This window comes from Vibrio sp. Of14-4, assembly GCF_022347625.1.
GTDB classification, from domain to species: Bacteria; Pseudomonadota; Gammaproteobacteria; order Enterobacterales; family Vibrionaceae; genus Vibrio; species Vibrio pristinus.
Map to the genome: position 1 here is coordinate 41,491 of NZ_JAKRGI010000002.1, position 13,492 is coordinate 54,982.

The window sequence follows — 13,492 nt, forward strand, 5'->3', positions numbered from 1 at the left end:
TTTAGTAAAAGCTCTTATCTTGTATGGGCGTTAGCCTTAGTTAAAATTTGTAGCCGCCGCCAATCATAAATACCCACGGATCTATCTCTACATCGGTAGAGTATTCGGTTGCACCTGCTTTATACTTTGCTGTCGTATCAATATCAGCGTACCACACCGAAGCGTTAAGGAACCAATCTTCGTTTATCATGTAGTCGATACCGACATTGGCCGCTAACCCCCATGAATCATCAAGAGACAAATCACTTAAACCAGCGCCTTTACCCCTACCATTTAATTCTTCGTCAAAAAACATAGTGTAGTTTATACCTGCGCCAACATAAGGGCGGATCTCACTATCTGCATTACCAAAATAGTATTCAAGCATAAAAGTGGGTGGTAAATGTTTGGTTTCAGCGATTTCACCAAGATTATTATGATTAGTTGAAATCTTATGAGAAAATGGTGTCGCTGCAAGTACTTCAAAACTGATGTTGTCGGTAAACATATACCCAAAAGTTAAACCAAGCTGAGTGTTAGAGTCCACGGAAAAATGGCTACCCGACGAGTTGAGTACATCACCACTACTATCATTAGGCGAAACTGTAGCAACCCCTGCACGAACAATAAAGTCTCCTTCTTGATGAGCCATGACATTACCAGATACGAGAGCTGTCAGAGCAGCAAGACCACATAGTGCTTTTTTCATTTTGATATCCCTTAAGGCTTCTTTTGTTGAACCAGAAATTCATACCTTTGGGGAACAAGCTATCATAGATAAAATTAACCACTTTGATAAAAATCAAAAGACGCCGACTAAAGGCTTAGGCAGCATCTTTTTTAAGAGCTTAAACGCCAGCTTTACTCAACCTTAAAGAAGGATAACTCAGTATTTTGTTTGTCTGCTAATAGCGCTAAGTCTGACGAAGAGCTCTTCGCTTGTTCAACTGCACCAACGTTCTCATTAACCAAATCAAACATGGTTACCGTGCTCTGAGATATCTCTTCTGTCACACTGTATTGTTCCTGAGAAGCGGTAGCAACAAGGGTATTGATACCTGAAATGGCTTCGACAGAATTTGCTATGTCATCAAACGACGACTTCACGTTATCAGATAAGTCCACAGACTCCTGTATTGAGGCTACGTTCGCGATCATATTGTTATTGGCTTTCTCCGATTGCTCTTGGAGTTTGGTAATAATCTCTTGAATGTTTTGCGTAGACTCTTGTGTCTTACCCGCTAGCTGCCTAACTTCATCGGCCACCACAGCGAAACCGCGTCCCTGCTCACCAGCACGCGCAGCTTCGATCGCGGCGTTTAATGCCAGCAAATTAGTTTGCTCTGAAATAGAACTAATCACATTGGTCACTTCACCGATATTGACCGCGCTATTTTTCAGCTCCTCAATCATACTGGCTGTTTCTTGGACGGATTTGTTGATGTTTTGGGTCAACACAATTGATTTATCTAACGCTGTGTTACCATTCTTCACATTGCTGATCGCTTTCTTGGTTTCTTCTTCAGCTTGTACCGCATTAGATGACACCTCTTTTGAGGTGCTCGATAGCTCATTGATCGCTGTGGAGATACTCTCGACTCGATTAAGCACATCCTGAGTATTATCCGCTGTATTTTTCATCAGCTGAGTTAGATGACTAGATGCAGAATTGGTGTTATTTGACGATTCTGTTAGCTCCCTAATCAGCTGAGAAAGCTGATCAATTGACTGGTTATAAGTCTGCTTGATTTTGAAAAACTCATTTTTTGATGGGACAAGCTGCAGAGGTTTCAACACCCCCTTGGCAAGCTGTTTTATAGCCGTTGACATTTCGTCGATGTTTTTTGCCAACGAGTGGTTGATAAACATAAGGAACAAACCTGATACAAGGCAGGAGATTACCGACAATAAAATAACGTTGAAAACCGAAGAGGACAGAGAAGATTTAAGGGCCTTATAACGAGTTTGCAAAAACGCTTCTTCCGCACCATCAATCTGCTGGAAAATAACCCGCATATCATCCACGTACTTGCGGCGATCTTGCTGAATAAAATCGAGCACTTCAGAATCACTGGCCGAACCTCTAAGCTGAATTCCCTTATCAATCTCGACGCTTCTCCATTCTTCATACAATCGTCTGATCTCGTTCAAGCGTTTGGTTTGATCATCAGTAGGATTGTTTATGAAGATATCCGCTAAATACTTCATATCTTTCTCAATATTTTCTACACCTAGATTGTATGGCATGAGAGAACCTTGAGACTTAGTCAGCATATAACCGCGAAACCCAGTTTCGATATTGAGGATTTGTTCCAGCAAACTATCTAGCTTGCCCTTAATTGTATAAGTCTTGGAAACTTGACTTTGGCTCAGCATTACATTTTGATTTGACTGACTGGCCAACATAGCAACAGACACAAACCCAACAATGACAACAATGAGAGCACTGTAAATGAGTACTTTCGTCGGCAGTTTTTGCAACATTTTCATAAAACAAATCCTAATTGATGGTTCAGTCAATAATTCTAGTCGATAAATGGCTACCTGTAATACTGAGACTACAAAATGAACATCATTTATATCAAATTATGAACAATTTACGCTCACTATCAGACTATAAATAGCGGCACTACCTTTTAGTTTATTAAAGATAACAAAAAACGCACACATTGCTGGGCAATGTGTGCGCTTCTATATCAACAATTAAATTAGTCATTCACTGATTGTTTCAGCTTTTCTTGCTCAATGACAATCTCAGTGTAACAACTACCTTTCGAGTGTTAACCTGCCGTTGGTTCGGATGCTGCATGGCCAGCAAGCTGAATTTCTTGCTGCCTCAACATAATGTCTAACTCATCACGGCGTGCTTTAAATGCTAACATTTCACTTTTTGGAACCGAGCTTGCCATAGGTATATTAGCCGTCATCGCATTAACAGCTCGGCCTCGGTCAATCAACTCATAATGAATATGTGGACCTGTTACACGACCTGTAGAACCTGACAAACCAATCCGCTGCCCGCGAGATACTTTTTGACCTTTGCTGACCAAAATTTTGCTTAAATGCAGGTAGCGAGTTTTATAGCGGCTTCCATGTTGAATCACTACATAATTCCCCGCATAAGGGTGCTTGCGAGTCATGATAACTACGCCATCACCCGTAGCTTGAATCGGCGTTCCAGTCGGAGTCGCCCAATCTGTGCCATTGTGAGGAGCAATTCGACCCGTTACTGGGTGCTTTCTGGTTGGATTAAAGTTTGAACTCAGGCGATAGTGTCCACTGACTGGCTTGCGCTGAAAAGCTCTTTGTAAACTGTTGCCATTTTTATCATAGTACTGCCCATCTGAATGCAAATAGGCAGTAATTTCACGGCCACGGTTATAAATTTTTACCGCTTGCAGTTCTTTATTTCCTGTATCTATATCTCCAACATATTGCTTCGATAGAACAACTTCAAACACGTCTCCAGCACGGAGGTCTCTGGAAAAATTAAGTTTATCTTTCAACAAAGTAACGATTTGCTCATTTTCGCTACTGCCTAAGCCTACACGATGTAAGGACTGAGAAAAGCTGCCCGCAATTTCTCCAACTAATGCATGTTCTTTCCATATCCCAGGAATCTTCACTTCGTTAAATGCGTAGCTACCATCATCGAGTAACTTATAGACGGCTCTGTCAACGATACTGAATTCCAATTCCATTTTAGCCAGACGCTTCGTATCAGCATCTCGCCAAAACCTCAGAGTGTTGCCGGGCTTCAAGGTATCTAATGCCAAGTAGTTTAGGTCCGTTTCCATGATTTTCATCAGTTCACTATAACCAAAGCCGAGCTGATCAAAAATAGTACTGAGGTTATCTCCTCTCTTTATGATGTACTCATAATCTGGTACGTCACGAACTATCTCTGCCTGATTATTTTGGTCACTTACAAGGCTCGATTCCTGTATAGAAAGGTGAATTGTACGTTTACTTTGACTGGTATTATTTGTTGCAGACATAACCAATGCAGCAACAATAGGAAGACTCAAAAGTATCATCTTTCTCGATTTAGAGAGCTCTCTAAAACGGGATCTCAAACTATTGGGTTGCACACTTTGACCTATACATGGTTAAAACAAAAGACTAAGATTACGTATTTCTGGGAGGCTTGTCACCTTCTGATTGTCATTATTAAATCAAAAAGAGACCAGCCAACCTATGTTCTCAATACCTATTTTTGATAAAAATATCATTTTGTCAATTTAATTCAAGGTTATGAAAAGTTGAAACTAAACCATTATCGGAACCAAATCCATTAGGTTGGTATTTATCTGCATTCGGGTCATTCACCCAAAGGTGACCATCAATTAAGTAACGAAATTCAAAATGATTGTCCTTAGGTAACCGCGTTTTAAACTTATAGGATTTTGATTTATTGACTTTTTTCATCGCCATAGGCTGCCAACCTGAGAAGTCAGCCACAATCGAAACAGACTCACGCACTTGCGTAGCCGACAGCTCGAAAGTCACTTCCACCTCATCCTTAGTCTTAAAAAAACGCTTATTAATCATGAGCTACTCCATTTTGGGGACTGTTATTTCCACGACAAACTCGAAAAGTATAGTGTCTGACACTTTCGCTGCTTGTCTAATTGCTTGACCAGATTCACGTTGTTTAAATGTTTGTGGATTAATAACGCCCATAATGATCAATAGCATAGGCTGTGTGTCACGCTGTTTGAGGTAATCAGAAAAAGACTGGATACGATAAAATTAACACTCTAAGTTTAACGTTTTCATTCGATTGGCGTAAGAGCCAGACTTAACTGACTCTTGAGCCAAAGCTGAGAATAGCTATAGAGCATGGTCTAGGTGATACTTGCCCACCATTTCTCCCTTTTTGTTGAGAAAACGCTGGTACGAGAATGCCGATATGTCGACACACGTTGGCCGCTCTCTGACAAGTTCATTCAAAATTTTCCCTGTAATTGCTGAAGTCAACATACCGGTGCGAAAGTGTCCGCAAGCATTAAAATACCCTTCAGTACCCGGTACAGAGCCAATAATTGGTAGTTCATCAGGTGAGCCGGGCCTAAGCCCTGCCCAGCAACGCTTGATGTTCATGTCTTTGAGAGCAGGTATCGACTTCATAGCGCCCAACCCAAGTTGCTTGATGTATTTTATATCATTGGTTGTATCAAAACCCCGCTCCTCGGTTGTCGAACCAATCAATATCTCACCATTGTCTTTTTGAGCAATATAACAATCGCTGGTAGTCAAACAACCATTAAGCAATTTGGGGAGTTTTTCAGTGATGATAACTTGGCCTTTGACAGGAAAAACCGGCAGATCGTAACCGGTTGCCCAGCGGCTGATATTCTCAGCCCAAGCTCCAGCGGCGTTAATCATGACTTTGCAGGGCAATTTTCCGTGCTCCGTTTCAACCGCTGTTATACAACTTTGATGCTTTTCAATTCCTGTAACTTTGGTGTTTAGATAAAGTTCAACGCCATTTTGTCTTGCAGCTTCAAGATACGCTTCATTAAGGCGGTAAGGATTTATTTGATGGTCGCAATCAAACTCCATCGCGCCAATTGCCTGTGTAGATACATTCGGCTCTTCTGAGTGCAGCTCACTTTGACTCAACCATCGAACATGCTGATGTCTATCTGGAACTGCGGCGGCTATTTGTTCAGCATACATACGATCATACTGGTCAAACATAAGAAACTTAAGACCGGTTTGCTCAAACTTAAAGTCAACACCATGATTCTCTATCAGCTCATTATATAATTTGGGATACATAGCATTTGACATCATTGCCATATCAAAAAATGATTTAGGCATGATATGGGGCTGCATTTTAGGCGCGATATCAGATCCCGATTCTTGCATCTGTTTAGATAAGGTTTTGAATAAAATCACCCCGCAACCTAGCCCAGTTGATTCGCCCATTGCCCATAAACCACCAGCTGACGCTCGTGAAGCATTACCTGGGTATTTGTAATCTACAAGCGCAATATTAAGATCTTTTTCTCTACTCAAGAAATAGGCTATCGAAGCACCAATAACACCACCACCGCAAATAACAACATCATAGGTTTTCATGATTTATCCTCCAAAGCAGAAAATGGGATAGGATCAAGAGGAAACCTCGGGCGAACCATGCCTTGCTCAGCGGCTAAGCCCTCTTTTTTAAGCCTGTCATAGCAGTAATGCGCGCAGGTTTTTCCTTGGCAATCACCCATAGTTATACGGGTGCGCATTTTCAAGGTCACAATATCTCTGCACCCTTGCTGGATGGCGTCATCAATCGCTTTTCGCTTCACCTGCTCACAACGACATATCACCGTATCTTCGTCTGGTAACGAGAGTAAGCCGAGTTCTCTATGGCCAACATTGTCAAAAGCTTCACGAAAGCGATACAAGCGCGCTAAACGTTTCCGCATCTCTGAAATATGTTGTTGGGCATCCAAACGCCCCAATTTACTGAGCTCAGAGGCAATTGCTTTAGCCGCTATGTTTCCTTCAAGAGCAGCAGCATCAGCACCTGCAATTTTTGCACTATCGCCAGCACAATAAATGTTATCCTGACTACTACGTTGCCATTCATCAACGCAGGGTATAGCACCACTCATATGATCGTATTGAATCTCAAGCCCGATAAGTTGAGCTAACTGAGAACGTGCTGCAAAGCCATACCCGACTCCTAAGGTATCAACATTATGTTTTACAGCCTTAGAATGATCAGGGCACCAATTATCATCGTAAGGAGCGACAGTGACCTGCTGCAATTGTCCCTCTCCCTCTGCTTTAACTAGCCCCCAGCCATAATGGAGGGAAATATCATGTTGCTTTAGATACAACATCATAGATAATCCATCCAGTGCCTGTTGAGGTCGATTTAAGATAGCGATTGTTTCCTTTGCAATCGAAGAAAACTTCGCCGCTTCATAAATCGCGTCTATCTGACAACCGGCTTTATGCAACTGACAGGCAACCAAAATAAGCAATGGCCCTGTACCTGTGATCACCAGTTTTTTACCAGGTCTGACTAAACCACTTTTTAGCTGAAGTTGGATAGCACCAAGAAGCATTACCCCGGGTAGTTGCCACCCAGGAAAAGGAATACTGCGTTCTTGACAACCTGTAGCCAACAACAAATAGTCATAATCAACCTGTGATAACTTACCATCGTGGCTAACGAGTAAGGTTCTATCAGCTAAAGGCCCCAAGACTTTCGTTTGAGTTTTAAGGTCAATATATGAAGCGTTACTACGATAATCCTCCTGCAATTTATCCATAGCTTTTTTGAGCTTAGTGTCTAAGTGAGGCAAATCATGGTTTTTTCGCAAAGGACCACGATAGATTACACCACCTACTTTTGGCGCTTCATCAATCACAGTGGTGTGCACACCAAATTTGGCAAGTTCAGTGGCCGCTGATATTCCAGCAGGTCCAGCTCCAACAATAACGACTTTCTTACCCATGGTTCTTCCCCTTCTCTAATACCTGATTGCGGTTGGTTTCTATCTCCATATCAGGTTTCACTAGAGTTTGGCAGGCTCGTTGCTTAAAACGGCCATTAACATGCAATAGGCAACAATGGCAAACGCCCATTCCACAATAGGGGCCAGAGCTAGTGCCATAATCGTTAGTCATAAACTGACGTATATTTGATGCAAGTAAAGCACTGAGGACACTTTCGCCTTCAACGGCTGGGATCGGTTTCCCATCCACTCGAATGGTGAATGGCTTATCGAGCACTTCGGTAATGTCTTGATGTCGTTTCGTAGTCGGTTTCATCGATGTCTCCAAAGCAAAAGGCAACAAAGCTTGTACTATAATACCCACACAAAATGTAAGTTAAATGCTCAAATACCATTGAGTTTTGATTAGCAAAATTTCATCACAAATCGAATGGTTATTTGTTGTGTGAAAACTCAACATAGGGAGAAATAAAGGCGTGAGAAAGGTGGGATAGCAGGTGCAGACGATGGGGAAATCTCTGCACTCCAATCTAATTTTGCTTTATTTGTGCCATTCTCCTATCGAGTTCCTTGCATAAAATATTCAAAGCATAGGGTTTGAGTGTTTTCCATTTTTGACATTCATCTCTGGTGCGACCGCAACCAATACACCATCCTTTAGGTCCAGAAAACTCACAAATATCAATACATGGACTTTTATTCTTTTTCATCATTACACCTATGTTTATATGTTCATCACTCTGAGGCTACACATTTGAGAGTACCTGATCGATACTCACTTCTAGTGTGCGCAGTCGGTTAAACTCCTCAAAGATACGTTGTTCCAAATTTTTAAAATTAAGTGGTAAAGTGCGCTGACAGATTCCATAACTGCTTGTCAAAACTTTATATCCTTTCCAACTGACAATACGCTCTTGTTCAAACTGTAGAAATTGACGGATAAATTCAGACTGAGATGGGCAGTCTTCCTCTGCGTGCATACAAACAGGAAAAGATTTCTGCTTAATTTGTGGTCCTTCAATAAAAGTTTCAAAATGAATACCACCTTGGTTGTGGTTACACCAATTCTCTTTGTAGAGCTGGAGGTAGCTTCCACGATTATAGATCTCCCAACCATGATCAAACCAACTGGCTTGTTCCAGCATTTTCTCTAAGTTTCTAAATACGCCTTTTACATCTTTCATAATATTCATCCATAACACATTTATGATTTTTGGTACCCCACACGGTAAAGTACGAACAAACCACCTAAAGCCGCGGTAACTATACCAACAGGTAATTCTTGTGGTGCGAGAACAGTTCTACTGATCAAATCACCAAAAAGTAAAATGACCGCCCCCCATAGCGCGATCAAAGGAATGGACTGCTTATGTGTCACACTTGAAAACGGGCGCACAAGATGAGGAACCATAAGCCCGATAAAGCCAATCACACCAGTCAGTGACACAATTGAAGCAGTGCAAAGTGCGCAACAGAAAAAAATTTCGCTTTTAAGACGATGTACGTTGATGCCTAGAGAACGAGTAGTTTGTTCACTGACCAACAAGGTATCAAGTTGTCGACAACGTTTAAAAACTAATACCAAGACAGCAAGTACACCACAAGCTGCAAAGCCGATATTCTCCCAGCGGGCAAGGCCTAATCCCCCCATAGTCCAAAATAGAATCGAGCTGGCTGCGCGCTGGTCACCTGAGTAAATCAAAAAGCTCGTCAAAGCGCCAAATAAGAAAGAAATGGCCAAACCGCACAATATGAGGTTATTTCCCCCTTTCCTCTTTTGTATCGTAAAAAGAGAAATAACAGCAGCAGCCGATACAATCCCACCTGTGAAAGCAGCAATAGGCAGTGACCATATACCCAATGCATCGCCAAACTGAGTGAGGATTAAGACAGCACCAACTGATGCACCTGACGACAACCCAAACAAGAAAGGATCAGCTAAGTCATTTTGAGTCGATGTTTGCAGTAAACCACCAACCATAGCTAGACCAGCTCCGGCAATAATAGCGAGTATCGCTCTTGGCAATCGAATGTCGACCAGAATACGACTGGTAATACTTAGTTCATCTCGGCTAAGCTCAGCCAAAGCCGATACTAAGTCTGAGAATGATAACGTTACTGAGCCAAACTTAATGCTGAGCATAAAAGCGGTCACCAGCGCAAAAACTCCAACAAGCCATGCGAGTAGATATTTAACCACGACTATCACCAAACAGACTTAGAAATACTTAGGTCGGAGTACTTCGGCCAGTTTTTCAATGGCTTCAATATTGGCAGGGCCAGGGGTAAGCTGCTCATATCTCAGTCGAACATAGCGAGCTGACTTAACCGCGTTGGTATACTTCATGAGTGGATGAGCTTCCAAAAAACGTTGCAGTGAGTTGGCGCCATTCGCACCTTGATAATCAAGCAAAATGATCACATCTGGATTCATTTGAGCAACACTTTCCCATGACGTTGTCGCCCAGCCAGCAGACATGTTACTTGTCACATTGGTGCCACCAGCAGCTTCAATAAGAGCATTTGGCATAGCGTATTTACCAGCCGTGAAAGGTTTATCCTGTCCGGAATCATATAAGAACACTTTTACGGGAGAATGGCTTTTCGCTGGATTACCCTCACTGACTTTCTCAATACGTGCTTTCCAAGACGCAATCAAATGATCGGCTTTGTCTTGTACATCAAATATGACACCTAGTTTTTTAACATCATCATACAAAAGGTCCATACTCGCAGCTTGCTGAGAACTTATCGTATGGCTACAGCTTTCACTAAGAACCAGTGTATCTATTTTGTATGGCTTGAGCGTTTCTGGAGTAACATCGCCGCCAACCTTCATCCCATAATTCCATCCGGCAAAAAAGAAATCCGCTTTTGAAGCGATAAGTGTTTCAAGTGATGGGTATTTGGGAGCAAGCTCTGGAATCTTTCCTAACTGCTGCTTAAAAGAAGGTGACATTTTATACCAGCCCGTGATACCAGTGACACCAACTATATCCTTTTGCAAACCAAGGGAGAAGGCCATTTCCGACATATTGATATCGTGGATGACAGCGCGTGAGGGACGCTGTTCAATGATCAATGGGTTTCCACAATTATCGATTGTGACAGGGTAAACGGTGCTTTTCGCAAACGCGATAGACAATGGCAAAAAAAACAACAAAGAGGGGGCAAAACCGAAAAGCCGTTTCATAGCTGAGCTCCTATTGAGGTTGAATAATGGTTAGATGACGCGGCTTCAAAATGATGAATGGTGCAATCGATGTTGGGGTGCTTAAGTGGAATAACGCGTAAACCAAAAACAGGCGTCATAAACTCATCTTGTAATAAGATATCTGGCGCCCCATATGCCGACATTTTTTGCTCGGACATAAGTAGCACTTTGTCAGCAAAAGGAGTGACCAAAGGCAAATCATGCAACACCGCAACTGACGCGACGTTTTTTTTCTTTATAAGCGCTAACAATTCAAGACGGGCCAATGGATCGAGATGATTAGTAGGCTCATCAAGAAGCAAAATTCTAGGTTCTTGAGCGAAAGCACGAGCAATGCTGGCTTTTTGCTGCTCTCCTCCGGACAGCTGTCCAAAATACATTTGACTTTTATGAGCGAGGCCAACATCTTCTATGGCTTGTGTTATGGCCCTATCATGCTCTTTATTAGTGCAACAAAAGCGATGTGGTAACCGCCCCAAACCCACGTACTCAGTCACTCTCATTCGTGGATCAACATGTTCATGCTGAGCAACCAAAGCAATACGTTTGGCCATATCTTGCCGATGCAAGCACTCAATACGCTGACCTGAGACTTCAATAGAGCCAGAAACACTTCGATATTCTTGCACGATAGCTTTAAGCAGGCTTGACTTTCCGCTACCATTCGGACCAATAATAGCCACACATTCACCTGAATAAACATCGAAGGTAACATCTGAAACAGCTCGCCAGTGATCAGGACCGTCAACGTAAAGATGCTTGATTGATAGAATGGGTGAATTCAGATTTTCCATTACATCACAACTTTAACCACTTTGGATACGTTATAACATAACACAAGCTAGTTAAGTGATTCTATTGTTAGTTACAAATAAAGCCAAACCATCTTATCGAAGTGTGGGCGTAAGGTGAGACCAGCATTGGCAACTTCTCGCTACAACACCACTATAGAGTTGATAGCCTCAGCAATCGAAGTGAACTGGATCTTCGTAAGACACACTTCGGCTTGAGCAAACTGGTGCTCCTGAATCAGCTCAGTAACATTCGCAAGCGAGAGCGTTCGATCCCGTGATTCAAGTGTATAGCCAGGTCGACAGGATTTGACTTGATAGGTTTGGCCAAGGCCGTCAATCAGACAATCGGACGAGCTAAAAATCAGACCGTCAAGTTCGCTAGATAAAGCTTGTTCGCTGGCGAGAAAAATCAGCTCACAATCCCCTTCAAGTTTAAATATACAGGGCCATTGCACCATAATAATGTCTTACTTACTGCTGTTAGCGATTGAATTTATCATTTAACGGCTATCAAGACTACTTCCAACCATATTGCCACTGGCTTACATCTTTCAAATCACGCCAATCGATAAGATAGTCATTTTTTGAAAGAATCGCTTGCAGGGTGCAAGAGACAACCCTACCTTCCTCATCATATTCAGCGTCTGTCACCAAAAAATGTTTTTCTCGTTTTAAGGGAGTAACAGCTGTCCATTTACTATTGGCAAGCTTAGCGGGGTTAATTCTATTCATTGTATAGTTATCAAAATTTAGTACGATCAGTTGTTTATACTTATCTAGGGTGACCATAGATCAGAACGCTTACGTTTTGCTTTCATTGATGTCCTCAATCAACCGTTCTAATAAAGCGACGACTTCTTCACTCGCCGCTTCCATAGTGTTTAGATGTTTGAACATAGCTTGTGTATCACCTGCTTTTCCTGACTCAAGTGCTAATCTGCCTGACTCATGAACTTGTTTATGGGGAGCGTCAAGAGACTTGAAATTATTCAGGTGACTATATAACTGTTGTCCTTTACCTTCGAAATACCACTTTCCAAGACGGCATTCAGTATGTTTGTTAACTTGAGTATCATAGTCTTCGTTAACCACTTGTTTGTATATCGCATTTTTCCATACCATATGGTCCATTTTTACAGTATCCAGAAATGCTCTCGAAGCCTTATCATAAATTACTCGCTTCATATTTTCTGAGCTTTCAAGTACCTCATTGAGCGATGAACGTATTGCGTCCGAAGATATTACAACTTGTTCTACACTCCGAGCATCATTCTGAATTGATTGTTTAATTTCAGAAGACTGTGCCAAAATAGCTTTCACTAGTGCTTCAATCTCTTCACTTGATTTATTCGCTTTTTCCGCAAGAGTTCTTACTTCATCAGCAACGACTGCAAACCCACGTCCTGCTTCGCCAGCCCTCGCAGCCTCAATAGCGGCATTTAGTGCCAGGAGGTTCGTTTGTTCGGATATTTCTTGTATTGCGCCTACTAAGTGACTAATGTTAGAAGCTGTATCAGAAAGAGTTTCTGCAGATCTCATGCTATTTGATGATTGTTCTCGAATATGAAGGGCGCTCTCAGACAATTTAGCCAACGCTCTTTCTGCTTCATTAAACGTACCACCAACGTCTTCCAATACCCTTGTTTCATGTTCAAGTTCAGTTGCAGAATCTGCCAAACCGTTTCTTATTCTATCTATCAAATCACTACTTCCAACTAATAGTGGCAGTACTTGAGACGAGAAACCTATTTGTTGCTGTGATGTGCCTTTCTCTTCCAAATCAGATTTTAAGGCCTGAATATCTTCCAAAGAGGCTTGGTATTTCAACTCAAGTTCGTCGATTTTATCTTGAAGTTCTTGATTTTTTTGCTTTAGTTTTGATGTCCAAATCATAGTGTTTAAATCCGTGGCTTTAAAAATAAAATAAAATAAAGTGTTGTCGCACAACTGGATCGAGAAATGACCAATGCACATTGTTAATGATAGTTAAGTAATTAGTGAATGCAGTAAAACCAGAGTATCTTTATCTGATTATG

Annotated in this window: 15 protein-coding genes; all 15 read right to left on the reverse strand. The window is 41.8% G+C overall.

What is annotated here, in order from left to right; translation table 11 throughout:
* Positions 1–40: 40 nt before the first annotated feature.
* A complete protein-coding gene (gene ompW, locus MHN79_RS02415) occupies positions 41–688 on the reverse strand; it encodes an outer membrane protein OmpW (protein WP_239171561.1) in 648 nt (215 codons plus the stop codon).
* A gap of 152 nt (positions 689–840) precedes the next feature.
* Positions 841–2,469 (reverse strand): methyl-accepting chemotaxis protein, encoded by a 1,629-nt coding sequence (locus MHN79_RS02420; protein ID WP_239171562.1) that lies wholly within the window; start codon positions 2,467–2,469, stop codon positions 841–843.
* Between the two features lie 290 nt (positions 2,470–2,759).
* A complete protein-coding gene (locus MHN79_RS02425) occupies positions 2,760–4,016 on the reverse strand; it encodes a peptidoglycan DD-metalloendopeptidase family protein (RefSeq protein WP_239171563.1) in 1,257 nt (418 codons plus the stop codon).
* A 199-nt stretch (positions 4,017–4,215) separates the two neighbouring features.
* A complete protein-coding gene (locus tag MHN79_RS02430) occupies positions 4,216–4,530 on the reverse strand; it encodes an isoamylase early set domain-containing protein (protein WP_114783979.1) in 315 nt (104 codons plus the stop codon).
* A gap of 282 nt (positions 4,531–4,812) precedes the next feature.
* Entirely contained in the window at positions 4,813–6,066 is a 1,254-nt protein-coding gene (locus MHN79_RS02435; RefSeq protein ID WP_275435916.1) for an FAD-dependent oxidoreductase, read from the reverse strand.
* Entirely contained in the window at positions 6,063–7,448 is a 1,386-nt protein-coding gene (locus MHN79_RS02440) for an FAD/NAD(P)-binding oxidoreductase (protein WP_239171564.1), read from the reverse strand. The genes MHN79_RS02435 and MHN79_RS02440 overlap by 4 nt, the downstream gene beginning before the upstream one ends.
* Positions 7,441–7,764, reverse strand: a complete 324-nt coding sequence (locus tag MHN79_RS02445; protein WP_239171565.1) for a (2Fe-2S)-binding protein — start codon at positions 7,762–7,764, stop codon at positions 7,441–7,443. The genes MHN79_RS02440 and MHN79_RS02445 overlap by 8 nt, the downstream gene beginning before the upstream one ends.
* 214 nt (positions 7,765–7,978) lie before the next feature.
* Complete coding sequence (locus MHN79_RS02450) at positions 7,979–8,158, reverse strand: DUF1289 domain-containing protein (protein ID WP_152432552.1); 180 nt, start codon at positions 8,156–8,158, stop codon at positions 7,979–7,981.
* Positions 8,159–8,194: 36 nt separating this feature from the next.
* A complete protein-coding gene (locus tag MHN79_RS02455) occupies positions 8,195–8,632 on the reverse strand; it encodes a hypothetical protein (protein ID WP_239171566.1) in 438 nt (145 codons plus the stop codon).
* 20 nt (positions 8,633–8,652) lie between these two features.
* Positions 8,653–9,657: an iron ABC transporter permease gene (locus MHN79_RS02460; protein ID WP_239171567.1), complete on the reverse strand. Its 1,005-nt coding sequence runs from the start codon at positions 9,655–9,657 to the stop codon at positions 8,653–8,655.
* 9 nt (positions 9,658–9,666) lie between these two features.
* Complete coding sequence (locus tag MHN79_RS02465; protein WP_239171568.1) at positions 9,667–10,641, reverse strand: ABC transporter substrate-binding protein; 975 nt, start codon at positions 10,639–10,641, stop codon at positions 9,667–9,669.
* Entirely contained in the window at positions 10,638–11,456 is an 819-nt protein-coding gene (locus MHN79_RS02470; protein ID WP_239171569.1) for an ABC transporter ATP-binding protein, read from the reverse strand. The genes MHN79_RS02465 and MHN79_RS02470 overlap by 4 nt, the downstream gene beginning before the upstream one ends.
* Before the next feature lie 140 nt (positions 11,457–11,596).
* Entirely contained in the window at positions 11,597–11,914 is a 318-nt protein-coding gene (locus MHN79_RS02475; RefSeq protein ID WP_239171570.1) for a DUF4144 domain-containing protein, read from the reverse strand.
* Between the two features lie 58 nt (positions 11,915–11,972).
* The gene (locus MHN79_RS02480) at positions 11,973–12,188 is read right to left on the reverse strand and encodes a TIGR02450 family Trp-rich protein (protein WP_239171782.1); all 216 of its coding nucleotides are present in this window, start codon (positions 12,186–12,188) and stop codon (positions 11,973–11,975) included.
* A gap of 69 nt (positions 12,189–12,257) precedes the next feature.
* Positions 12,258–13,349 carry a methyl-accepting chemotaxis protein gene (locus tag MHN79_RS02485; RefSeq protein WP_239171571.1) on the reverse strand — a complete coding sequence of 364 codons (1,092 nt, stop codon included), beginning with the start codon at positions 13,347–13,349 and terminating at the stop codon, positions 12,258–12,260.
* Positions 13,350–13,492: the final 143 nt, after the last annotated feature.

Excerpts from the sequence above, each read along its gene's own strand:
- MHN79_RS02425 (WP_239171563.1), bottom strand. The coding sequence starts at position 4,016 with ATGATACTTTTGAGTCTTCCTATTGTTGCTGCATTGGTTATGTCTGCA.
- MHN79_RS02485 (WP_239171571.1), bottom strand. The coding sequence starts at position 13,349 with ATGATTTGGACATCAAAACTAAAGCAAAAAAATCAAGAACTTCAAGAT.
- MHN79_RS02435 (WP_275435916.1), bottom strand. The coding sequence starts at position 6,066 with ATGAAAACCTATGATGTTGTTATTTGCGGTGGTGGTGTTATTGGTGCT.
- MHN79_RS02470 (WP_239171569.1), bottom strand. The coding sequence starts at position 11,456 with ATGGAAAATCTGAATTCACCCATTCTATCAATCAAGCATCTTTACGTT.
- MHN79_RS02430 (WP_114783979.1), bottom strand. The coding sequence starts at position 4,530 with ATGATTAATAAGCGTTTTTTTAAGACTAAGGATGAGGTGGAAGTGACT.
- MHN79_RS02440 (WP_239171564.1), bottom strand. The coding sequence starts at position 7,448 with ATGGGTAAGAAAGTCGTTATTGTTGGAGCTGGACCTGCTGGAATATCA.
- MHN79_RS02480 (WP_239171782.1), bottom strand. The coding sequence starts at position 12,188 with ATGAATAGAATTAACCCCGCTAAGCTTGCCAATAGTAAATGGACAGCT.
- MHN79_RS02465 (WP_239171568.1), bottom strand. The coding sequence starts at position 10,641 with ATGAAACGGCTTTTCGGTTTTGCCCCCTCTTTGTTGTTTTTTTTGCCA.
- MHN79_RS02450 (WP_152432552.1), bottom strand. The coding sequence starts at position 8,158 with ATGAAAAAGAATAAAAGTCCATGTATTGATATTTGTGAGTTTTCTGGA.
- MHN79_RS02420 (WP_239171562.1), bottom strand. The coding sequence starts at position 2,469 with ATGAAAATGTTGCAAAAACTGCCGACGAAAGTACTCATTTACAGTGCT.
- ompW (WP_239171561.1), bottom strand. The coding sequence starts at position 688 with ATGAAAAAAGCACTATGTGGTCTTGCTGCTCTGACAGCTCTCGTATCT.
- MHN79_RS02475 (WP_239171570.1), bottom strand. The coding sequence starts at position 11,914 with ATGGTGCAATGGCCCTGTATATTTAAACTTGAAGGGGATTGTGAGCTG.
- MHN79_RS02455 (WP_239171566.1), bottom strand. The coding sequence starts at position 8,632 with ATGAAAGATGTAAAAGGCGTATTTAGAAACTTAGAGAAAATGCTGGAA.
- MHN79_RS02445 (WP_239171565.1), bottom strand. The coding sequence starts at position 7,764 with ATGAAACCGACTACGAAACGACATCAAGACATTACCGAAGTGCTCGAT.